This window comes from Streptococcus suis (assembly GCF_046032535.1).
Lineage (GTDB): Bacteria > Bacillota > Bacilli > Lactobacillales > Streptococcaceae > Streptococcus > Streptococcus suis_AK.
The window spans coordinates 15,089-37,712 of record NZ_JARQPL010000010.1 but is presented as its reverse complement, the minus strand read 5'-3'; the positions used below and the strand labels follow the sequence as shown (position 1 = coordinate 37,712).

20 protein-coding genes and 1 riboswitch are annotated in these 22,624 nt (G+C 43.9%); of the genes, 4 read left to right on the top strand and 16 right to left on the bottom strand.

The genetic code is table 11. The features are described 5' to 3' along the window. Positions 1 to 37: 37 nt before the first annotated feature. From P7J58_RS04880 to comGA, 10 genes are all read right to left on the bottom strand, one after another. Entirely contained in the window at positions 38 to 589 is a 552-nt protein-coding gene (locus P7J58_RS04880) for a folate family ECF transporter S component (RefSeq protein ID WP_044673588.1), read from the bottom strand. Between the two features lie 44 nt (positions 590 to 633). Further along, positions 634 to 780, bottom strand: a riboswitch (THF riboswitch). 125 nt (positions 781 to 905) lie between these two features. Next, positions 906 to 2,093, bottom strand: coding sequence for an acetate kinase (locus tag P7J58_RS04875; RefSeq protein WP_029176341.1), 1,188 nt, complete (start codon positions 2,091 to 2,093; stop codon positions 906 to 908). Positions 2,094 to 2,143: 50 nt separating this feature from the next. Further along, positions 2,144 to 3,097: a class I SAM-dependent methyltransferase gene (locus P7J58_RS04870; RefSeq protein WP_408555802.1), complete on the bottom strand. Its 954-nt coding sequence runs from the start codon at positions 3,095 to 3,097 to the stop codon at positions 2,144 to 2,146. 55 nt (positions 3,098 to 3,152) lie between these two features. After that, positions 3,153 to 3,680 carry a competence type IV pilus minor pilin ComGG gene (gene comGG / locus P7J58_RS04865; RefSeq protein WP_408555801.1) on the bottom strand — a complete coding sequence of 176 codons (528 nt, stop codon included), beginning with the start codon at positions 3,678 to 3,680 and terminating at the stop codon, positions 3,153 to 3,155. Further along, the gene (comGF, locus tag P7J58_RS04860; protein WP_408555800.1) at positions 3,658 to 4,092 is read right to left on the bottom strand and encodes a competence type IV pilus minor pilin ComGF; all 435 of its coding nucleotides are present in this window, start codon (positions 4,090 to 4,092) and stop codon (positions 3,658 to 3,660) included. The genes comGG and comGF overlap by 23 nt, the downstream gene beginning before the upstream one ends. Further along, entirely contained in the window at positions 4,079 to 4,372 is a 294-nt protein-coding gene (comGE, locus tag P7J58_RS04855) for a competence type IV pilus minor pilin ComGE (protein ID WP_024380276.1), read from the bottom strand. The genes comGF and comGE overlap by 14 nt, the downstream gene beginning before the upstream one ends. Next, complete coding sequence (gene comGD, locus P7J58_RS04850; RefSeq protein WP_408555799.1) at positions 4,344 to 4,751, bottom strand: competence type IV pilus minor pilin ComGD; 408 nt, start codon at positions 4,749 to 4,751, stop codon at positions 4,344 to 4,346. Before comGD ends, comGE begins: the two co-directional genes overlap by 29 nt. After that, positions 4,732 to 5,013, bottom strand: a complete 282-nt coding sequence (gene comGC, locus P7J58_RS04845) for a competence type IV pilus major pilin ComGC (protein ID WP_044760307.1) — start codon at positions 5,011 to 5,013, stop codon at positions 4,732 to 4,734. Before comGC ends, comGD begins: the two co-directional genes overlap by 20 nt. A 1-nt stretch (position 5,014) precedes the next feature. Then, positions 5,015 to 6,052, bottom strand: coding sequence for a competence type IV pilus assembly protein ComGB (gene comGB / locus P7J58_RS04840; RefSeq protein ID WP_408555798.1), 1,038 nt, complete (start codon positions 6,050 to 6,052; stop codon positions 5,015 to 5,017). Then, positions 5,964 to 6,914, bottom strand: a complete 951-nt coding sequence (gene comGA / locus P7J58_RS04835; RefSeq protein ID WP_099780011.1) for a competence type IV pilus ATPase ComGA — start codon at positions 6,912 to 6,914, stop codon at positions 5,964 to 5,966. The genes comGB and comGA overlap by 89 nt, the downstream gene beginning before the upstream one ends. Positions 6,915 to 6,999: 85 nt before the next feature. Between comGA and P7J58_RS04830 the strand changes: the two genes are divergently transcribed. Continuing rightward, positions 7,000 to 7,950 carry a S66 peptidase family protein gene (locus P7J58_RS04830; RefSeq protein ID WP_408555797.1) on the top strand — a complete coding sequence of 317 codons (951 nt, stop codon included), beginning with the start codon at positions 7,000 to 7,002 and terminating at the stop codon, positions 7,948 to 7,950. A gap of 144 nt (positions 7,951 to 8,094) precedes the next feature. Here the strand turns inward: P7J58_RS04830 and P7J58_RS04825 are convergent, their stop codons facing one another. The 4 genes from P7J58_RS04825 to pbp1b form a co-directional block, all read right to left on the bottom strand. Then, the gene (locus tag P7J58_RS04825) at positions 8,095 to 8,454 is read right to left on the bottom strand and encodes a DUF1033 family protein (RefSeq protein WP_024419529.1); all 360 of its coding nucleotides are present in this window, start codon (positions 8,452 to 8,454) and stop codon (positions 8,095 to 8,097) included. A gap of 151 nt (positions 8,455 to 8,605) precedes the next feature. Continuing rightward, positions 8,606 to 12,253, bottom strand: a complete 3,648-nt coding sequence (rpoC, locus tag P7J58_RS04820; RefSeq protein ID WP_408555796.1) for a DNA-directed RNA polymerase subunit beta' — start codon at positions 12,251 to 12,253, stop codon at positions 8,606 to 8,608. 177 nt (positions 12,254 to 12,430) lie between these two features. Further along, positions 12,431 to 16,003, bottom strand: a complete 3,573-nt coding sequence (gene rpoB, locus P7J58_RS04815) for a DNA-directed RNA polymerase subunit beta (protein ID WP_029178143.1) — start codon at positions 16,001 to 16,003, stop codon at positions 12,431 to 12,433. Between the two features lie 879 nt (positions 16,004 to 16,882). Then, positions 16,883 to 19,306, bottom strand: coding sequence for a penicillin-binding protein PBP1B (gene pbp1b / locus P7J58_RS04810; protein ID WP_408555795.1), 2,424 nt, complete (start codon positions 19,304 to 19,306; stop codon positions 16,883 to 16,885). Between the two features lie 153 nt (positions 19,307 to 19,459). On the opposite strand from pbp1b, the gene tyrS reads away from it, so the two are divergent. Genes tyrS through P7J58_RS04795 form a run of 3 tightly spaced genes read left to right on the top strand, consistent with a single transcriptional unit; the run spans position 19,460 to position 21,933 of the window. Next, on the top strand, positions 19,460 to 20,716 hold the full coding sequence (gene tyrS / locus P7J58_RS04805; RefSeq protein ID WP_408555794.1) for a tyrosine--tRNA ligase: 1,257 nt from the start codon (positions 19,460 to 19,462) through the stop codon (positions 20,714 to 20,716). A gap of 3 nt (positions 20,717 to 20,719) precedes the next feature. Next, positions 20,720 to 21,502: a TMEM175 family protein gene (locus P7J58_RS04800; protein ID WP_408555793.1), complete on the top strand. Its 783-nt coding sequence runs from the start codon at positions 20,720 to 20,722 to the stop codon at positions 21,500 to 21,502. A 53-nt stretch (positions 21,503 to 21,555) separates the two neighbouring features. Continuing rightward, on the top strand, positions 21,556 to 21,933 hold the full coding sequence (locus P7J58_RS04795; protein WP_408555792.1) for an HIT family protein: 378 nt from the start codon (positions 21,556 to 21,558) through the stop codon (positions 21,931 to 21,933). A gap of 27 nt (positions 21,934 to 21,960) precedes the next feature. Here P7J58_RS04795 and P7J58_RS04790 read toward each other — a convergent pair whose 3' ends face one another. Together P7J58_RS04790 and P7J58_RS04785 are read right to left on the bottom strand one after the other, a co-directional pair. After that, positions 21,961 to 22,170, bottom strand: coding sequence for a heavy-metal-associated domain-containing protein (locus P7J58_RS04790; protein WP_024397942.1), 210 nt, complete (start codon positions 22,168 to 22,170; stop codon positions 21,961 to 21,963). Continuing rightward, positions 22,167 to 22,613, bottom strand: coding sequence for a CopY/TcrY family copper transport repressor (locus P7J58_RS04785; RefSeq protein WP_408555791.1), 447 nt, complete (start codon positions 22,611 to 22,613; stop codon positions 22,167 to 22,169). The genes P7J58_RS04790 and P7J58_RS04785 overlap by 4 nt, the downstream gene beginning before the upstream one ends. Positions 22,614 to 22,624: the final 11 nt, after the last annotated feature.

Below are 22,624 nucleotides of genomic sequence, written 5' to 3'. Positions count from 1 at the left end.
AAAGCAACAGGGGGATGACCTGTTGCTAGATAGTTTCTTATTTAAGACCCATTAACTTGGCCAATTCAGGTATTTTTTGTAAACTTGGTAAGACAAGCATAGTCACGACAATGCGTAATGGAATTTCAAAAACTGCCTTAATCAAGCGACTGCTATACAGAACAATCCAAGGTGTTCCAAAATGGAAATGGAGGGCAATCGGTGTCATGATAAAGGAAATCACAACCTGAATCAAGACAACAACCCCTGCAACATAGAGCCAATCAGCCTTGTTCTTGGTGTCTAGCGGTTTTCGATAGAAGAACCAGCCATAGATAAAAGCCGATACCGCCTCAATCAAAATCCAAGTAAAGAGGACCGTTTGCCCGCTAAACAAGACAAATATTGGGTCTGAAATAGCCGCAAAGACAGCTGCCCAAACCGGACCCGCAATAGCTCCCAAAATAGTATTGGGAATAAAGGTAAACTGGACCTGCAAGGTTTCTGAAATCCGAATGGAGAAATAGTTCTCCACAACCATAACCAAGGCAAGGGTCATAGCAATAGCAGTCAACAACTGCACCGTTAGTTTTGGAATCTTCTTTTCCATAAAAAATGCTCCTTTTTCAAAAAATGGAGCTGTCGTGTGTATTCGACAGCGGATGCAATGGTTTACCGCGCTACTCTTAGCTAAGGACTCGATGTCCCGATTAAAACAGACATCAACCCCAACCAAAAGCTAGCTTCGTTATGTGGCAACATCCCATCCACATACACTTGACGCAAACCATCTACTCTGTGCAAATTTCTTTGCTAGTCTATTGTATCACACACTATATATTTTGACCACTTGCTAAAAACTATACCTTTCTAAAGGTATAAACTATAAGAGAAACTGGCAGTCTCCGACTACCAGTTCGTTTTTCTTATTTCAAGCGTTCCACTTCACGCGCAATAACCAATTCTTCATCCGTCGGAATAACCAAGACACGAACTTTTGATTCTGCCGTTGAAATATCACCATAGTTGCCAAATACATTCTTTTCTGGGTCCAACTCAATACCGAACCAAGACAAGCCTTCTACTACGTCATTGCGCATAAGCGGTGCATTTTCACCCATACCTGCTGTAAAGACAAGGGCATCTGCACCATTCAAAACAGCAAAGTATTGACCAATGAATTTCTTGATACGGTCGATAAAAATGTTATAAGCCAAAACAGCATCTGGGTTCTTATCTTCCAAACCTGATTCAATGTCACGCATATCGCTTGAATAACCCGATACACCAAGCAAACCTGATTGTTTATTCAACATGTTAACAACGTCTGCAGCATCCTTCAACTCATCAACATTTGCAATCAAGTAAGGAATAATCGCTGGATCAATATCTCCCGAACGAGTTCCCATCATTGGACCAGCTAGAGGAGTGAAGCCCATAGAAGTATCAACTGATTGACCGTGGTAGTTGGCAGTAATAGATACACCGTTTCCGATGTGAGCCGTAATCAATTTTAATTCCTCAATCGGACGTCCCAATACTTTTGCTGCCTCATGCGCTACATAATAGTGACTAGTTCCGTGAGCTCCATACTTACGAACCTTGTGGTCGGTATAGTACTTTTGTGGAATCGGATAAAGATAGGCATGCTTTGGCATCGTAGTGTGAAAGGCTGTATCAAAAACAGCTACATTCAAAACTTCTGGTAGTACTTCCTCAAATGCACGAATTGCTGCTACGTGAGCAGGGTTATGAAGCGGTGCCAAAGCACTTAGCTCTTCAATTTGCTCAACCTCTTTTGATCCAATAACAGCTGATTCTTTGAAAATCTCTCCACCTGCAACAACACGGTGTCCGATACCGGTAATTTCCTCGTAAGCAGCAATGATGTTGTACTTAAGCAAGTCTTCTAGGAGAATCTTAACCGCAACCGTATGATTAGGAATATCTAACACTTCACTTTCTTTCTTCCCATCATACTTAACTGTTGAGATGGAATCATTCAAACCAATGCGCTCAATAATCCCTGCTGCTAGCACTGTTTCTTCTGGCATTTGATAAAGTTGCCATTTTAGACTTGAACTACCTGCATTAATTGCAATTGTTTTTGACATATCGTTCCCCTTTTTAAAGCGTTTTCCTAACTAGTATAACAGATTTTCAATTAAATTGCATTCTCTTGCTTCCAATTTTTGAAATTGAGCATGAACTTCTGAATAGCTTCTGGTTCTTGAAGACTTTGCAAGGGATAAACAAACGGCGCTAGAGGTCTAGCTGCTTTCTTTTGCAAGACAAAAATAGACTTGGCCATAGCAGCCTTCCCAAAGAGATTTGGTGGCAGGGCAATCATGGCAACAATATTAGCTTGCTCCTGTAACCAACCTTTCAGCAAATCGCTTTGCGGACTAGTCAATAAATCATTTGGAGCCAACAAAATCGCAAAGCCATCTTTTTCCAGATATTTGAGGGATTGTTCCATGAGCAAATGGTGGGCGTAGGTATGTTCCTTTGGACTGGCAACCTGATAACGGCTAGCAATCTGGTCATCTGGATAGTAGCCAATAGGCAAATCTCCCAAAATTACTTGGCTTTCCTTCAAAATCTGCGGACGTACCGCATCTCCCTGAGCAAAAGAAATATCTGCCTGCATGACATCAGCAATACTTGCCGACAAATCAATCAAGAGGTCGTCCACTTCAATCCCCAGATAGTCCAAGTCTTTCTGACTGGCGTTAAGAATGGTCTGAGCTAGATTGCCTGTCCCCGAACCAATTTCCAGAACCGTCACCTTTTGAGTCGGCACCAATTGGTCTACTAGAAAAGATAGGATAAATCCGATGGAATCTGGTGTGAACTGGTGATTATACTGCATGGGTTCAGTCTGATTGGCCTTGATGAGCAGGAATTGGTAGGCACGACGCCATTCTTCCTTGGTCATGTTCAAGTCTTGTAAAGTTTGGTTATTACGGACAATCAAATCCGTTTCGTGCTGACCAGCTAGATAGGCTGCATTTTGCTCAATCATGGCATCATAGATATTGGTACCTAGCTGGTTTTGGATAGTCTGTACGTTTTCTAATAGCAGGTCGTAAGCCTGTTCGATCTTTTCAAAATTCATACTCCTATCTTATCAAAATTTCACAAAGTTTGCACCAAAAAGGAGAGCAAACTGCTTACTCTCCTTTTAATGCTAATACAACCGGAAATTGATAGTGATAGGATCCTACCTTCTCTAAGGCTACGATAATCATTACTTGCTTGTTCTTGACATGATAACGAGCCTGACCCTCCTGAAAAGTGACCGCTCCCTTATCTTCTATTGGTTTGCTTTCCACGTTTTGAGTTGATGATGTATCAACTGTTTTTGCAGTTGATTCTTGCTTGGTGCTGATTGATTCTTGAACCTCCCCTTCTTCCTTAATATTAGCCGTTTCACTAGCTGTTTCTTTATCTTCCTTCATTTCATCTGTTTGACGAGCCTCCTTATTGGCAATCGCTACACGCTCCTGCAAGTCTTCTTCAACTTGTTCCAAGACCATCTGAGCCATGATGTAGGCAGTCGTTTCTTGCCTTGCCACCTGTACCAAGCGACTCTCTGCCTCTTGGCGGTGGAGATAAAACTGAAGCAAGAGACTAAAAACCGCCAGCATCAAGAGGGCGTAGAGCAGGATTCCTGCCTTAACTTTTTTCTTTAAAAGCATAGATAAAGGTCCGCTCCTCTCCGTTTTTAAAGCTAAAGTCGATGCGCACCAGCTGTTTTTCTTGGGAAATGGCTGCGCTATCCACCTGATAAAGCATGGGCTGGTAACCCTGTCCCCTGTCATTTGTTTTCCGAAAATCATCCGACCGTGACTTGCCAAAGGCTAAAGCCTGTTCGCCTTTGTTGACATAGACCTTGCCATTTTCAACCTTGACCAATTCAGCCTGGTCCCACTCCGACCGCAATTGACTAGAGAAGACCAACCATTCCTTTTGAACAGTCTGACCTTGGTAATGCGCTTCTTGAACCAACAGTTTTGACAAGCCTTCAAAGACCAGAAGACTTCCTGATAGGATGACTAAGGCTACCAAGCATTCCAAGAGAGTAAAAGCGGGAATTTTACTTTTTAACAACCGATAAAACCTCCTTTCCCTCGTGGAAAACAATCATCTTATCCGCCGTTCGTTGAACCTGAACTGTAACACCGTTTAAGGCTAAATAATCTTGTTTGGTCTGGACAGCCATCTGTGCTAGATTGAGAACCTCCTGTTGTTCCAATTCCCAAGCCTGTCGCCTACGACCTGCATCCACAGCTGATAAAATCAAGCTGCAAATAGTCACTAAGGTCGCAAGGGCAACCAGACTTTCTAGCAAAATATAAGCCTTATTCTTCTGTTTTCTTATAACGACCACTCCCTATATATAATTGATACGTGACTGTTTTTTGACTAAGCCGAAAACGAATTTTAGACAGTGAGGAATTTCCTCCATTTTCTTCAAATTTGATATTTTTCTCCTCTAAGACCTCTACATTTCCGGGTACCTCTACAGCCTGATAACCATTTGTAACTTCCTGTCCACCGATAGCAAGGTTCACTTTTTGATGGGAACTGGCTGCCAATTTCTGACTGTCTTTATAGATGGCCTCAAATTCCCAGAGAAAAATTTCTTCCTGAACAGACCGAAAGACCGTTTGTACTGTTCCCGACAGGCTGATTGCCAGAAAACTGACAACCAACAAGGTCAGCAGGCTTTCAAATAGGGTAAAAGCCTTATTTTTTCGCCTTAGCATACTGCTCCGCTTGTTTTTCAGTAATATAGCCATCCGCTTGCAAGTCTGCTACCGTAGCTTCCTTGTCATGTTCCAATTCATAGAGTTCCATTTGACTCTCCACCACTTTGATAACAGCCGCATTCCCCTTCTTCTGAATAGCATCCTTCTGCTGGCTCAAATTTGGCACAAAAATGAGCAAGAGCAGGCTAATAATACCCAAAACAACTAACATTTCCACCAGAGTGAAAGCTTTTACCTTCATTTCAATTAATTTTTTCATTTTATAACTCCATATTTTGATAAATTGGCAGCAACATGGCTGCGTAGATAAGAACGACCATTAAGGCCACAAAGAGAAAGACCAGCGGTTGAATCAGGTGCATGGCTCTATTGACCCGAGAGAAAAAATCCTCCCAACACTCGGCTGCATAAACTGTCAACTCGCTCCCCAACTTGGACTTGACCTGACCATACTCCACGATGAGGCTCAGCTCTCGCTTGAAAAAGGCGTAGGTCTTGAGGTGTTCGTGAAAATCCTGTCCATTGGAAAGCGACTGCTCCAAGTCCTGGCCAATCTCCCGAAAGAGCTGCGACTGCTGCTCTTGCATCAAGCCCACAATCTGCGGCAGGTCCAAACCTTGCCCAATCAAACTCCCCCACTCCCTGGCGTAATAGGCCGTCAGATAGGTTTGGATGAGTTTTCCGAAAAATGGCAGGGCAGCTAAGCAGGAAAAGACCTTGATTTTGTTAGTTTTGCGAAACCAAATAAGACCAGCTAAGACCACCACCAAACTAAGTCCACAGAGGGATAAAAAGATAGTCGGCAGATGGTTAATTAGCACGGTCGCAGCATTGCCTTCCTCCAACTGGGGCAGAAGATAGTTTTTCAAGCCTAGCATGATCAAAAGCAGAAAACCTAGCAAGATAACTGGATAGGTCGCTACCTCAATCAGCTTTTTACGAACCTTGCTGACGTTATCCAGATAGGACTGGATATGGCTCAAACTCAGACTAGTATTGCCATGAACTTCTGCCAGAGCCACCTGTGTGACCACCGCATCTGAAAAACGCAAATCCGCCAGCAAACTTGAAAAGGGTTTGCCTGCTAACAGCCCGTCTGACAAGACCTGGGTATAGGGATCTGCCAGAAGCTGACTACGTTTGAGGAAATCAACAATCTCTCCCAGATGAAAGCCACTGGCAAAGAGATTGTTAAACAGTTCAATGACCTTACGCTGGCGCGCCAAGGGCAATTTTTTCTGTTTCTGCCTGCCGAAGACTGATATGTCCTGCTGCAAAAAGGCGATCAATTTGCGCATTCCACTGGTCTGCGGAATGGTTTTGGTAATTTCCCTTTGCAAAATCTACCACACCTCCTCCCCCGATTAAACGTTGATAGGCAATACCTTGAAGGGCATTGTTTAACTCCTCAGGACTGACACCCAATTCCAACATACGAGCATAGACACCCGAAATAGACCTTGCGTGAACCGTTGAGAAAACGGTAGCCCCCGTCAGGCTGGCTCGAATGACTGCTCGAGCTGTTTCCGCATCCCGAATTTCACCGATGATGAGCAGGTCCGGTCGATGACGCAGGGACAGTTTAATCAGATTGTCGTAGGTGGCTCCGATGGCTTCATTGAGCTGGAGTTGCAGCATATCCTCCTGCTTGATTTCGACAGGATCTTCAATGGTCAAAATCTGTTTGTCTGGGAATTTCAGCCTGGCAAGATGGTACATAAGGGTGGTCTTACCAGAGCCGACTGGACCCGAAAAAAGGTAGAGCCCTCGTCCCTTGATTTCTTCTGCAAGCCGCTCGGCCGCCTCAAACCAGAACTTGAGTTCCTTGTCATTGTCATAGAGCAGGCGGATAACCAGACTTTCCTTGCCACGATAATCTCCGACAGTTGATAAGCGAAGTGAAATCTCTCCGCTCCCATAATCATAGTCACAGGAACCCTGCTGACTACGGCGTTTTTCACCAACATTTAAACCTGCTAAAAACTTGAAATGGCTGATGATGGCTGTTACTTCCTCCTCAGCCACGTCTTGCACAAACTCCCGCTCGTCCATGATACGATGGTAGACTTGGTAACACTCACCTCGAGGAACTAGATAGATGTCACTGACCCTATCTGCCACCGCCTCTTCAATCATCTTTCTTGCTTTTTCTTGAATCATAAAACCTCCTCACCCTATCAATTCGTAAGGAAACTTGATTTTCCTTGCTTTTTTGTTAAAATAATAAAAAAGCTTGGAGGTTCCTATGAAAAAATTAAAAAAAGGCGACCATATACGCGTAGTCAGTCCTTCTTCGTCTATTGAAAGAGTTGGTGGTTTTGAGGCCAATCTTGCCGCCAAGGAAAAACTAGAAAATCTGGGATTCAAACTCTCCTTTTCAGAACATTATTTTGAAAATGATATGTTCGATTCAGCTCCGATTGCCAGTCGCGTTGCGGACTTGGAGGCGGCTTTTGCGGATGAGTCGGTCGATGCCATTTTGACAACCATTGGCGGTTTCAACTCTAACGAACTGCTGCCTTATCTGGATTTTGATTTGATTGCACAAAATCCGAAAATTTTCTGTGGTTATTCGGATACGACCGCCCTACTCAATGCCATCTATGCCAAAACGGGTATGGAAACCTATATGGGTCCAGCTTATTCTAGCTTCAAAATGGTGCAAGCCCAAGAGTATCAAACAGAAGCCTGGCTCAAGGCTGTGACACAAGACTCCTATGATCTGACACCGAGTCCTGAATGGTCTAGCGACGCTTGGTACCTACCAGACGCCTCTCGCACCTTTTACCCAACAGAATGGAAAGTCTACAATCCGGGCCAAGCCTCTGGTATTGCCATCGGCGGAAACATCTCAACCCTCAATCTGCTGACTGGGACAGAGTTCGCACCCAAACCGGACAAGTATATTCTCTTTTTAGAAGAGGCGGAAGACGACGATTATCTCATTATCTCTCGTCACTTGACTGCGCTTTTACAAGCCTATCCAAATCCGCAAGCGGTCGTCTTTGGACGATTTCCAAAGGAAACCAAAATGACCGAGGAGATTCTGCTGACCATTTTGGACAAACATCCTATTCTCAAAACCATCCCTGTTCTCTACGATTTGGACTTCGCCCATACCCAGCCACTCTTTACCATTCGGATTGGCGGGCATGTTGAGCTTGATGCGGAAGCATTTACTATCAGATTTAGCTAAAAAGGATTGACCCGCAAAGGTCAATCCTTTTTTATTATTCATTTACGCAATTATAGTCGAATGAATTAGCTTTCAGACAAGGAACTGAGGTGCAGGCTGTACTAGAGTACGGCAAGCCGAAAGTGACGATGTATCAAAGTTAATTCAAATGACTATATTTTGTTTTAATTTGCAGGGGCGCATACGAGGTTGCGTAGGTTGCTTAATAAAACCAGCCGGTAAATTTTCTCTCGCTTCTACCAACATCAACGAATGATACCGTTGTAAATATTCATCACATTCCTCACACCAATGCTGGTCTGATTCATCCCAAAAAGCCACCATTGTGCCATTCTTACTTTTCTTCATTGGAAAATCCTCTGATAGCCGTACCCACTCCTTCTGAAAAGCTTTTTGCGCATCCTCATAACGTTCATAGGTCTTTTTACTGACTATATCTTCTTCCCAACCATCTAAAAACCACCAGGGTTCAAAATCTCCATACATTCTAATAACTTGATACATAACACATACTTCCTTTTTCGTACACATTATATCGAAATCATCTGATTTAAGAAAACATTCTGCTTGTTAATTCCTTATCAAGTAATGTATGCGCTTCATTTCCGAATATCAAAAAGCACATCCCTAGAAAAGAGAGATGTGCCATCTTAATTTATTCAGTTACAGCTTCAAGCTCTGCTTCTGCTGCAAGCTCTTCTGCTACTGTGTCTTCAATGATTTCAACTTCATTGATGGCCTGTGGCTCAAGATTACGGTAGCGGGCCATACCTGTACCTGCTGGGATAATCTTACCGATAATAACATTCTCTTTAAGACCGAGAAGGTTATCGCGTTTACCACGAATAGCTGCATCTGTAAGGACACGTGTTGTTTCCTGGAAGGATGCGGCAGACAAGAATGAGTTGGTTTCAAGGGAAGCCTTAGTGATACCCATAAGAACTGGACGAGCTGTTGCCGGAATACCACCAGCGATAACCACTTCCGCATTGGCATCTGTAAAGTCGGTGATATCCATGAGGGTACCCATGAGAAGATCTGTGTCACCTGGATCCATGACACGAACTTTACGAAGCATTTGACGAACCATTACCTCGATGTGCTTGTCGCCGATTTCTACACCCTGGCTACGGTAAACTTTTTGAACTTCAGAAAGAAGGTAAGTTTCAACCGCCAAGACATCACGGACTTCAAGCAAGCGTTTTGGTTGGATAGAACCTTCGGTAAGGGCTGCACCACGCGCAACTTGGTCACCCACCTCAACCTTCATACGGGCTGTAAATGGTACCACGTATTCGCCTTCACCTGTTATACCCTTAACAAAGACTTTCTTGGTACGAGTAGAAGCATCTTCTTCAATAGCGATAACTTCCCCTTTGACCTCAGTGATAACCGCTTCCCCTTTCGGATTACGGGCTTCAAAGATCTCTTGGACACGAGGAAGACCCTGTGTGATATCGCTGTTAGAGGCTACACCACCCGTGTGGAAGGTACGCATTGTAAGCTGTGTACCAGGCTCACCGATAGATTGGGCTGCAATCGTACCAACTGCTTCACCCACTTCAACCGCATCACCTGTTGCCAAGTTGATACCGTAACAATGACGGCAGACACCGTGACGAGTGTTACATGTAAATACGCTACGGATGGTTACTTGTTCAACACCAGCATTGACAATTTCACGGGCAATATCTTCTGTAATCAATTGGTTTGGACCAATGATAACGGCACCCGTTTCAGGATGTTTAACAGTTTTCTTAGTGTAACGACCTTGCAAACGCTCTTCAAGTGGCTCGATCATTTCCTTGCCATCTGTGATTGAACGGATGTCTAGACCACGGTCTGTTCCACAGTCGTCTTCACGGATAATAACGTCTTGGGCAACGTCAACCAAACGACGAGTCAGATAACCTGAGTCGGCTGTCTTCAAGGCCGTATCCGTCATACCCTTACGGGCACCGTGAGTTGAGAAGAACATTTCCAATACAGAAAGACCTTCACGGAAGTTAGACAAGATAGGCAATTCCATGATACGTCCGTTCGGAGCTGACATCAGACCACGCATACCGGCCAACTGGGAGAAGTTGGAAATGTTACCACGGGCACCAGAGTCCATCATCATAACGATTGGGTTCTTCGGATCTTGTTTCTCAACCAGACGTTTTTCCAATTTTTCCTTAGCTGAACGCCATTCATCTGTAACAGCTGCATAACGCTCATCGTCGGTAATCATACCACGACGGAATTGTTTCTTGATTTGTTCTACACGTTCGTGAGATTCTTCAATGATTTCAGCCTTGTTGTCGATAACTGGGATATCGGCAATACCCACTGTCAAACCAGCAAGTGTTGAGTGATAGTAACCCAAGTCTTTCAAACGGTCAAGTAGGGCTGATGTTTCAGTTGTACGGAAACGCTTGAAGATTTCAGCGATGATGTTACCAAGATTTTTCTTCTTGAATGGTGGGTTGATTGGCAATTCTGCAATGGCAGCCTTGATATCTGATCCTGGTTCCAAGAAGTATTTATCAGGAGTTCCTTCTGTCAAGTTGGCATTGTTTGGCTCTTGCAGGTAAGGAAGACCTTCTGGCATAATCGCGTTGAACAAGATTTTTCCAACAGTTGTCATCATGACCTTGTGTTTTTGGTTGTCTTTCCAAGGTTTATCAAGGCTATCTGTTGCGATACCAACACGGGTATGCAAGTGAACATAGCCATTGCGGTAAGCCATAACAGCCTCATCCGCATCCTTGAAGACCATACCTTCACCTTCACGACCAGCATCTTCCATGGTCAAGTAGTAGTTACCCAAAACCATATCCTGAGATGGTGTTACGACTGGTTTACCATCTTTAGGGTTAAGGATGTGTTCTGCTGCAAGCATAAGGATACGTGCTTCTGCTTGTGCTTCTTCTGACAATGGAACGTGAATCGCCATCTGGTCACCGTCAAAGTCGGCATTGTAGGCTTCACAGACAAGCGGGTGCAAACGAAGGGCTTTACCGTCGATCAGAACTGGCTCAAAAGCCTGGATACCCAAACGGTGAAGGGTAGGTGCGCGGTTCAAAAGAACTGGGTGTTCTTTGATCACTTCTTCCAAGATGTCCCAAATGCGATCATCCCCACGTTCAATCAAGCGTTTAGCTGCTTTCACGTTACCAGCGATTTCGCGGGCAACTATTTCGCGCATGACAAACGGTTTGAAGAGTTCGATAGCCATTTCGCGTGGCACACCACATTGGTACATTTTTAGCGTTGGACCAACGGCGATAACGGAACGTCCTGAGAAGTCAACACGCTTACCAAGCAAGTTTTGACGGAAGCGACCTTGCTTACCTTTCAGCATGTGGCTGAGTGATTTAAGCGGACGGCTACCTGGTCCTGTGATTGGACGACCACGGCGACCGTTATCAATCAAAGCATCCACAGCTTCTTGGAGCATACGTTTTTCGTTTTGTACGATGATACCTGGAGCGTTCAATTCCAAGAGACGAGCCAAACGGTTGTTACGGTTGATAACACGGCGGTAGAGTTCGTTCAAGTCAGATGCGGCAAAACGGCCACCATCCAACTGAACCATCGGACGCAAATCTGGTGGAATAACTGGAAGGATATTGAGAATCATCCACTCAGGCTTGTTACCAGATTTATAGAAAGCATCCAATACATCCAAGCGACGAACTGCTTTAATGCGTTTTTGACCAGAAGCTGTTTTCAATTCTTCTTTCAAAGCTGCGATTTCTTTTGGAAGATCGACTTGTTTCAAGAGGTCTTGGATCGCTTCTGCACCCATTTTGGCAACGAATGAGCCATAGCCATATTCACGCAAACGCTCACGGTATTCGCGCTCTGTCATGATTGACTTGTGCTCAAGCGGTGTATCTTTTGGATCGATCACCACGTAAGCTGCGAAGTAGATAACTTCTTCAAGCGCACGTGGGCTCATATCCAAGGTCAAGCCCATACGGCTTGGAATGCCTTTGAAATACCAAATATGTGAAATTGGTGCTTTCAACTCAATGTGTCCCATACGTTCACGACGGACTTTTGCACGAGTCACTTCCACACCACAGCGGTCACAAGTAATCCCTTTATAACGGATACGCTTGTATTTACCACATGAACACTCCCAGTCTTTTGTTGGACCAAAGATGACTTCGTCAAAGAGTCCATCACGTTCTGGTTTAAGTGTACGATAGTTGATTGTTTCAGGTTTTTTAACCTCACCGTAAGACCATGAACGGACCTTACTTGGTGAAGCTAACGTGATTTGCATACTTTTAAATCGATTTACGTCAACCACTAATAATCCCTTTCTTTTCTTGTGAGAGGCTGGATTTCCTCACCTCAAATTCTTGAACAATAATCAGCAGAATGGATAGCTTGTAAGCTATTTTTCTATAAATCAGACGGTGGAAGAACGTTGGTCCTTATCTCTTTCAGTTCTGAGGCTTGGACCAACTTGTTCCATCCATTCTAATTATTCTTTACCTTCTGCTTCTTCTGCTGCAAAGGCTGCGGCTGCGTCAGCTGCGGCTTTTGCACGTGCTTTTTCAAGATCATCTACGTGGATGATGTCATCATCTTCACCTTCATCAAGGTCACGCAATTCTACTTCATTGTTGTCTTCATCAAGGACACGCATATCCAAACCAAGTGATTGCAATTCTTTGACAAGAACGCGGAATGATTCTGGAACACCTGGTTTTGGAATTGGTTTACCTTTGGTGATGGCTTCATAGGCTTTCAGACGGCCTGTCACATCATCTGACTTGTAAGTCAAGATTTCTTGAAGGACGTTAGAAGCACCATAAGCTTCAAGGGCCCAAACCTCCATCTCACCGAAACGCTGACCACCAAACTGAGCCTTACCTCCGAGTGGCTGTTGGGTAACGAGTGAGTATGGTCCGACTGAGCGGGCGTGGAGTTTATCATCAACCATGTGGTGAAGCTTGATCATGTACATGACGCCGACAGACACACGGTTGTCAAATGGCTCACCTGTACGTCCGTCGTAAAGAATGGTTTTGGCATCTGAATCCATACCTGCTTCTTTAACAGTTGACCAGAGGTCTTCTGAACTTGCACCATCGAAAACTGGTGTTGCGATATGGATGCCCAAGTTGCGAGCCGCCATACCCAAGTGAAGTTCCATAACTTGACCGATGTTCATACGTGATGGCACCCCGAGTGGGTTCAACATGATGTCAACTGGTGTTCCGTCTGGAAGATATGGCATATCCTCAACAGGTACAATACGTGAAACGACACCCTTGTTTCCGTGACGACCGGCCATCTTATCTCCGACCTTGATCTTACGTTTTTGAGCGATGTAAACACGAACCAACATGTTGACACCTGATTGCAATTCATCACCGTTGGCACGAGTAAAGATTTTCACATCACGAACGACACCATCGGCACCGTGAGGTACACGAAGAGATGTATCACGCACTTCACGTGACTTATCACCGAAGATAGCGTGCAAGAGGCGTTCTTCAGCAGAAAGATCTTTTTCACCTTTTGGTGTGACTTTACCAACAAGAATGTCGCCTTCTTTAACTTCAGCACCGATACGGATAATACCCATTTCGTCCAAGTTGCGAAGAGCATCTTCACCAACGTTTGGAATTTCGCGAGTGATTTCCTCAGGGCCCAACTTAGTATCGCGGGTTTCTGATTCGTACTCTTCCAAGTGAACAGATGTATACACATCGTCTTTCACAAGGCGTTCAGACATGATAACCGCATCCTCGAAGTTGTAACCTTCCCAAGTCATGTAGGCAACGATAGGGTTTTGACCAAGAGCCATTTCCCCATTTTCCATAGAAGGTCCATCTGCGATGAAGTCACCTTTTTCTACGATGTCGCCCAATTTTACAAGGGTACGTTGGTTATAGGCAGTACCCGAGTTTGAACGACGGAATTTAGAAATGTGGTAGACATCAAGCGATCCATCTTCACGACGCACTTCTACCTTGTCCGCATCTGCGTAAACAACCTTACCATCGTGTTGAGCGATAATTGCCGCACCTGAGTCATGGGCAGCCTGGTATTCCATACCAGTACCAACGTAAGGCGCTTTTGGATCAATCAATGGGACAGCCTGACGTTGCATGTTGGCACCCATGAGGGCACGGTTGGAGTCATCGTTTTCCAAGAAAGGAATACATGCTGTCGCAACAGCAACTACCTGCTTAGGTGAAACGTCCATGAAATCTGCTGAATCTGCTGGGAACTCTTGGTTGTTACCTTGGTGACGTCCCATAACAATCTTATCAACGAAACGGTTGTTTTCATCAAGTGGCGATGTTGATTGGGCTACAATATAAGCATCTTCTTCATCGGCTGTCAACCAAACGATCTCATTTGTAACTGTACCAGTTGCACGGTCAATCTTGCGGTATGGTGTTTGGATGAAACCATACTTGTTGAGGTGACCATAAGAAGACAAGTTGTTGATCAAACCGATGTTTGGTCCCTCAGGCGTTTCAATCGGACACATACGACCATAGTGAGTGTAGTGAACGTCTCGAACCTCATAACCAGCACGGTCACGAGTCAAACCACCAGGTCCCAAGGCTGACAAACGGCGTTTATGAGACAACTCAGAAAGTGGGTTGTGTTGGTCCATGAACTGTGACAACTGAGATGAACCAAAGAATTCTTTGATTGCGGCTGTAACAGGACGGATATTGATGATTTGTTGTGGCGTCAATACTTCATTGTCTTGAACCGACATACGCTCACGCAAGTTACGTTCCATACGAGTCAAACCGATACGTACTTGGTTGGCAAGCAATTCACCAACGGCACGAATACGACGGTTACCCAAGTGGTCAATATCATCTACACGACCAAGACCCTCAGCCAAGTTGAGGAAGTAGCTCATTTCAGCCAAGATGTCCGCAGGTGTTACTGTACGTACGTTTTCTGCAGGATTAGCATTACCAATCACCGTCACAACACGTTCTGGATCCTTAGGAGCTACAATCTTGAATTTCTGCAAAAGAACTGGCTCAAGAAGAACAGCATTATCATTTGGAATGTATTCTACCAAGTTGAGCTCATCGAATTGTGCTTCTACTTTTTCAAGCACATCACGACTCAATACAGTACCAGCTTCCAAGACAATTTCACCTGTCTCACTGTTAATCACATGCTCAGCAAGTGTTTGGTTGAGCAAACGAGTACGAAGGTTTAGTTTTTTATTAATCTTGTAACGACCAACAGGTGCCAAGTCGTAACGACGTGGGTCAAAGAAACGAGCTGTCAAAAGGCTACGAGAGCTTTCAGCTGTCTTTGGTTCACCTGGACGAAGACGCTCATAGATTTCCTTGAGGGCTTCATCTGTACGAGAATCTGCTGGGTTTTTATGAATATCTTTTTCAATGGTGTTGCGGACCAATTCGCTATCGCCAAAGATGTCAAAGATTTCATCATCACCTGAGAAACCAAGCGCACGAACAAGCGTTGTGAACGGAATCTTACGCGTACGGTCGATACGAGTGTAGGCAATATCCTTAGAATCAGTTTCCAATTCCAACCAAGCTCCACGGTTAGGGATAACCGTTGAACCATAACCAACTTTACCATTCTTATCTACTTTATCATTGAAGTAGACACCTGGTGAACGAACTAACTGAGAAACGATGATACGCTCTGCACCGTTGATGATGAAGGTACCCATTTCAGTCATGATTGGAAACTCACCGAAGAAGACTTCTTGTGTCTTGATCTCGCCAGTTTCTTTATTCACCAGACGGAAAGTTACATAAATTGGAGCTGAGTAGTTCGCATCATGCGCACGCGCCTCTTCCAATGTGTATTTAGGCTCTTTCAATTCATAACCAACGAATTCCAATTCCATGGTATCCGTAAAGTTTGAAACTGGAAGTACATCTTCAAAGACTTCTTTCAAACCATAATCTAAAAAGTCTTGGAAAGAGTCCGTTTGGATTTCAATCAAATTTGGTAAATCAAGAACTTCCTTGATTCTTGAAAAACTACGACGGGTACGGTGCTTACCGTACTGAACTTCATGTCCTGCCAAAAGTTTTCTCCTTTGTAATAAGATACTAAGCCGTAAACAACTCAAAGAAAAATAGGAAACACGACGACGGAGGCAAGCCTCCTAGGAGCTGTTTATCTTTTTTCACAGAGTTGTAGGCGAGTTCAATTAAAAGATACGAGGGCGTCTAACACTCCAAAAGAAAATAAGCGGTAAGTCCGAAATCTTTGATTTCGTTGACGCACCCTCGTCAGAACGACTAGGACTTTCTTGACAAATCGTCGAAGAAAGGCCAGACGTTTACGACGCCAAGGGGTAAACAAAGTCAAAGTTCCACAAACTATATCTTTTTCTACAGGAGTGTAGCCCGAGTTCAATTTAAGATACTAAGCCGTAAACAACTCAAAGAAAAATAAGCGGTAAGTCCAAAATCTTTGATTTTGTTGACGCACCCTCGTCAGAACGACTAGGACTTTCTAGACCAATAGTCGAAGAAAGTTCAGTCGTTTACGACGCCACGAAGTAAACAAAAACAAAGCTCTACAAACCTTTTCTTTTTTTCACAGAGTTGTAGGCGAGTTCAATTAAAAGATACGAGGGCGTATAGTACTCCAAAAGAAAATAGGACATCGACAAAGCATCAAAAGATTGCAAGGAGATGTATCTTTTTCTACAGGAGTGTAGCCCGAGTTCAATTATATACAGCCATGTGATGACCAACATTCATCCTTTTTCTGAATTTTTAGAATTTTTAAGAATAGGTAACAATTCTCAAAAAAATTCCTCATAGACACAAAAAGAGCAGCTAAATCTTCCTTTGAAAAAGTTTGATTTAACTGCTGCAAGCCTTGTTTGGACAATATTTCAAACAAGACACACGACAAATAATTTACACTATTATAGCACAAGTACTAGAAAAAATCAAGGTGAATCATTATTCGCTTGCTCACTAGTTGCTGTTTGCGTTTCTGATGACTGGTTCGTGTTATTAGCTGGAGAACTCGTTCTACTCCGAGTCGAACTGCTTCGTTGGGTTGAGCTACTTGATGTTGGCGTTTGGGATCCGATAATTGTATTCCAAGCCTGTGCTCGGTCACTATCTGTCCCCCCAACCATGAAGTTATAACTCGTTACTGGTGCACCATTTTTAGCCCAATAACTAGTTGTCATCGCACCACCAACTGTTACTTGGCGCCCATTTACCTGTGTCGTCCCTGCACGTTGACCTGTAGAAGCAACAACGCTAGAAGCAATAACACTACTGTCTAATTCAAATTTTCCTGCGAACATATCCGCATTAACATTGTAAAGCGCATCAACCATATAGGCCACATATTGTGAATTATTGTGGTAGCCTGTCCAGACATACATTTCTGAGTTATCATCATTCCCAGCCCAGGTACCTAAAGTTACTCTAGGGGTTGATAGCATGAGCCACACGTCATTGACTTCATTACTTGTTCCCGTCTTACCGACGAAATCAGATGATGCTGCCTGTGGGTTTAAACCACTCAATCGACTCTTGAACGTCGTAGTATAACCAGAGTTGACAACCTGTCTCAAAAGCTGGTTCATAATACTTGCAGTTGCTTTAGAATAGACCTGAACCGGAGCCGCTTTATGCTGATACACTACTGTTCCATCAGAGGCAGTAATGCTTTCAACAATGTAATGTTTGTTATAAACGCCACCATTTGCCAAAGTTTGATAGGCATTGGTATTTGTCAATACTGAAATTTCAACACCACCGCCCAACGGTACACTTTCAATATCGTACATAGGAATATGATAATTCATTTTATCCATGTACGCTTTGGCATCTACACCTGCATTTCTCATCATCTTATAGGTCCAAAAAGCAGGAATGTTAACAGAACGGTCAATAGCCGTCTGTAAGTTCATCATACCAGTACCACGTCCTGAACCATACATAATCGGTTGTCCACTTGAGAAGTTCGTTGGATAATCTGAAAGGATGCTGGCAGAACCTATCAAACCTTGATCAATCGCAATACCGTAAGCTAACAGAGGCTTGATGGTTGACGCTGGCGAACGAAGGGTATCAAAGGCATGATTATTTTGGTTGGTTGCATAGTCGCGACCACCTACAAATCCTAAAATGGCTCCTGTGGCATTATCAATTAAGACACTACCTGTCTCGACATATTCGTTTCCATCATCCAAAACAGAGCCATAATTTGCCACAACAGACTGCATTGCCGCATAGATTCCTTGATCAACGGTACTCTTAATCGTATAGCCGCCTTGACTCAATTCTTGCTTAGCCAATTCTTCATAGGAAGCCTTAGTTTCATCGTTTTTCAAGTCATTTTCAGAAACCTTATCGCGTTTTACCAGATAATCAAACATAACCTCTTGCGCTTCTTCCATGACCTCGTAGTAGAGATAATCTTTCGTATCCGCCATTACAGGAGCTGGAGCAATAAAATCTTGTTTAATATCGTAAGCTTTGTAGGTTTCGTATTCTTCCTTGGTCAAGAATGACGCCCGATACATATTAAAGAGAACATCTTGATAGCGTTCAATACCGTAAATCATATCTTCATCTGATTTACGTGTTCCATCTGATGCATAGGGAGAATAAACAATCGGACTTTGAGGTAAGCCTGCAATAAAAGCAGCCTGCGGAACAGTCAAGTCTTTCGCTGGTTTACCAAAAATTCCCTGAGCCGCAGCTTCTACCCCTGCAATATTTCGTCCCTGATTATTTCGACCAAATGGAGAAACATTTAAGTAAATGGTCAAAATCTCTTCCTTGGTCATATTCCGCTCTAATGCCAAAGCCGAAACAATCTCATTAGCCTTACGCGTAAAGGTTGGAGCATCTCCGACAAGTTGCTGTTTTATCAATTGCTGCGTCAAGGTTGAACCACCGCTAGATGAACCTAGACCAACTGATCCCAGTGCCGCACGCAAAACAGCCTTAGGCACAACCCCATTATGGGTTTCAAATGTTTCATCCTCTGTCGCAATTACAGCCTGTTTTAGATAATTAGAGACCTCTTCCGAAGTAATGGGTACACGAAGCAAATCTGAATTAACTTCCGACACCAAGCTACCATCCGAATAGGTAACGGTGGAAATCCGACTAACTTCTGAAACCTTCGCTACCAGTTCCTCTGTTTTGGGAATCTTAACATCATCGAAAAGACTAACCACGAAACCAATTCCTATACCCGCACCAAAAAGACCGAATAGGAAGACCAAGACTGCTACTGAATTGAATAATAATTTCAGCGTCCGAAGGAAAACTCCTACTACATCCCCTAGGCCTAGGGCACTGATTTTCTTTTTAAAATCTTGCTTATCTGATTTAGTCGCCATATTAACTCCTTATCGTTCCATTATACCAAATTTTGTTTATTTTCCGCAATTTCGTGGTATAATAGGGAGGAATTTTTTAAAATGAAGTTCGGTCCAAAAATCATATAAAATGATTTATGGTCCTGTATATTAAACCTAAAGGAGACAGCCCACATGAACATTTTTGAAGAACTAAAAGCTCGTGGCTTGGTCTTTCAAACGACAGACGAAGAAGCCTTGGTAAAAGCATTGACAGAAGGACAGGTTTCTTATTACACAGGATACGATCCAACAGCAGATAGTTTACACTTGGGGCACTTGGTTGCTATCTTAACTAGCCGTCGCTTGCAGTTGGCAGGCCACAAGCCTTACGCCCTAGTTGGCGGTGCGACTGGTCTGATTGGCGACCCTTCCTTCAAGGATGCGGAGCGCAGCTTGCAGACCAAAGACACCGTTGACGGTTGGGTGACAAAAATCCAAGGTCAGCTCTCTCGTTTCTTGGATTTTGAAAATGGTGATAATAAGGCTGAAATGGTCAACAACTACGACTGGTTCTCAGACATCAGCTTTATCGACTTCCTTCGTGATGTCGGTAAATACTACACGGTCAACTACATGATGAGCAAGGACTCTGTGAAAAAACGGATTGAAACAGGGATTTCCTACACCGAGTTTGCCTACCAAATCATGCAGGGTTATGACTTCTACGAGCTCAATGACAAGCACAATGTGACCCTACAAATCGGTGGTTCTGACCAGTGGGGCAACATGACAGCAGGTACTGAATTGCTTCGCCGCAAGGCTGACAAGTCTGGTCACGTTATGACTGTACCACTTATCACCGACTCGACAGGTAAGAAATTCGGCAAATCGGAAGGCAACGCCATTTGGTTAGATGCCGACAAGACTTCTCCGTATGAAATGTACCAATTCTGGCTCAATGTCATGGACGACGATGCCGTTCGTTTCTTGAAAATCTTTACTTTCTTGTCATTAGATGAGATCGCTGAGATTGAAGAAAAATTTGACGCTGCCCGTCATGAACGTCTGGCTCAGAAGATTTTGGCTAAGGAAGTCGTGACATTGGTTCACGGTGAAGAGGCTTATAACCAAGCCCTTAACATTACCGAGCAATTGTTCGCTGGCAATATCAGAAAACTATCCGCAAAAGAACTCAAGCAGGGCCTCAGCAACGTTCCAAACTACGCTGTACAGGCTGAAGACAACCTTAACATCGTTGAACTCCTAGTCACCTCTGGTATTGTCAACTCAAAACGCCAAGCTCGTGAAGATGTGCAAAATGGTGCCATCTATGTCAACGGTGAGCGTGTGCAGGACTTGGACTATACCCTTTCTGACAGTGACAAGATTGACGGCGAGTTAACCGTTATCCGTCGTGGTAAGAAAAAATATTCAGTTTTGACTTATTAAGCGATGAAAAATACCAAGAAAAATCCTAAAAATCAAGAATTTTTGAACGACTACTTTGAACAAATGGCTCAGGAAGCCAGTCTTTTGCATCCTGAGTTAGAGCATTTGTCTGCCGATGAACGTCAAGCATTTTTGGACCAACTCTATCGTGAAGATGAGACACGTCGTGCCAAACGCCTGAAGGAACATCTAGAGGTGTTCTCCGACGCAGTGATTGGGGTTATCATCACCATGATGTTGCTGGAAATTCCTTTACCGAGCGACACTGTTGATATACATCACTTTTTCACTGGCATCCTCATCTTCTTTGTATCCTTTTTCATCGTGGCGGATTTTTGGTATGACAACCACAAGATTCTAGGACAGATTGAGCACGCAACCAGCAAAATCTTAATTGTTCAATTCAACTTTATGGCAACGCTGGCCCTCATTCCCCTCTTTACTCGGTGGATGATGGAAGGCATAACCACCACGGCTGTTGTTGGTTATGGGGTCGTGACCATTGCAGTCAATCTCTGTCAATCCATTTTGAATTACTTTGTCCTACAAGAAAAGTTTGCCGGAACAACATATACAAAGAGGTTTGTTTCCATGGCACACTTACGGCAATTGGTGACCGTCGCCCTTTTCAACATCGTCGTTATCCTATTTGCTTACTTTAATCCGACACTTGCCTTTTATTTCTACATTTTGCGGCCAATCGTATCTTTCCTAGGAGCAGCCTTCTTCGAAAAGAGACGGCAGGAGTGGAAAGAAAAAATGGCAGTTAGAGTAAATCACATATAATTCCCAAGGAAATCCTATGTGATTTCCTTTTCTGCTAACCTAGGAGAAAAGACATGACCTGCATTTTTTGCCACCAACTCAAAGAAGAAGAGATTCTCTACCAGACGGAACATTTCAAGGTGGTCTGGGACATTGACCCTATTCAAACTGGGCATCTGTTGATTATCAGCAAAGATCACTATGACACACTCAGTCAAGTCCCACCTACTGTTCGCTATGAACTATTGGACTTGGAAGTCTTTTTGACTGATAAACTCTGTCAAGCATTGGCAATTGACGGTGTGACCACAGCCTGCAACGATCGCTTGTTTGATGCTGGCTCCCATTTCCATGTCCACCTGATTCCACGCTTTCAATCAGACGGCTTCTGGGACCAAATTTCACTTGCACAAGTACAGCTTGACCTGAACGCCTTTCTCAAAGCATTATAAAAAGCAGCCCGACGGCTGCTTTTACCTTTATACCAACTCTTCCACTTCATAGATTGTATCATCCAGCACCTCTTGGTACTGTTCCAAGTCATAGGCTACAGAGGTTTCCACCTCCGCCAACTGCTGATCCAGCTGGATGTTCACCTCTTCCACCCCGTCCAAGTCCAAGAGGTGATTAGTCACGTGTTTGACACAGTTTTGGCACGATAAGTTTTTCAATTTCAAGGTTTGTTTCATATTTGTTCTCCTTTTGCATGATGCCCACAGGTACATTGCCCCGCCAAGCACCGACAAGCGATTTGCTCGGGTGCAGTCCTTTGTAACTGCGAGATTTTGCTGGCCAGATTTTCTAGGCTTTTTTGGGAAAATGTCCCTGTGTCTAGCAGTTTGTCAACCAATTGCCCCTGTTTTGTGGAACAGATGGTAGCTAGTAAGAGCTCCACCTGCCCCTGCAAATGTTCCTCTTCACTAATCAGCGGATAATAGTGGTATTTGCTAGTTTCCTTAGCCATTCTCAAATAGTTTTTCTTCCGCAGCCGCCCTAAAAGTGTCTTAATGGTCGTCGCCTGCCAATCAAAGCCTTCCTGCAAGGCCTGAATAATTTCCTGAGAAGTCGCACCAGGATGGGCCCACAGGACCCGCATGACCTGCCACTCCGCAGCAGAAATTGTCTGCTCCACACATTCACCTC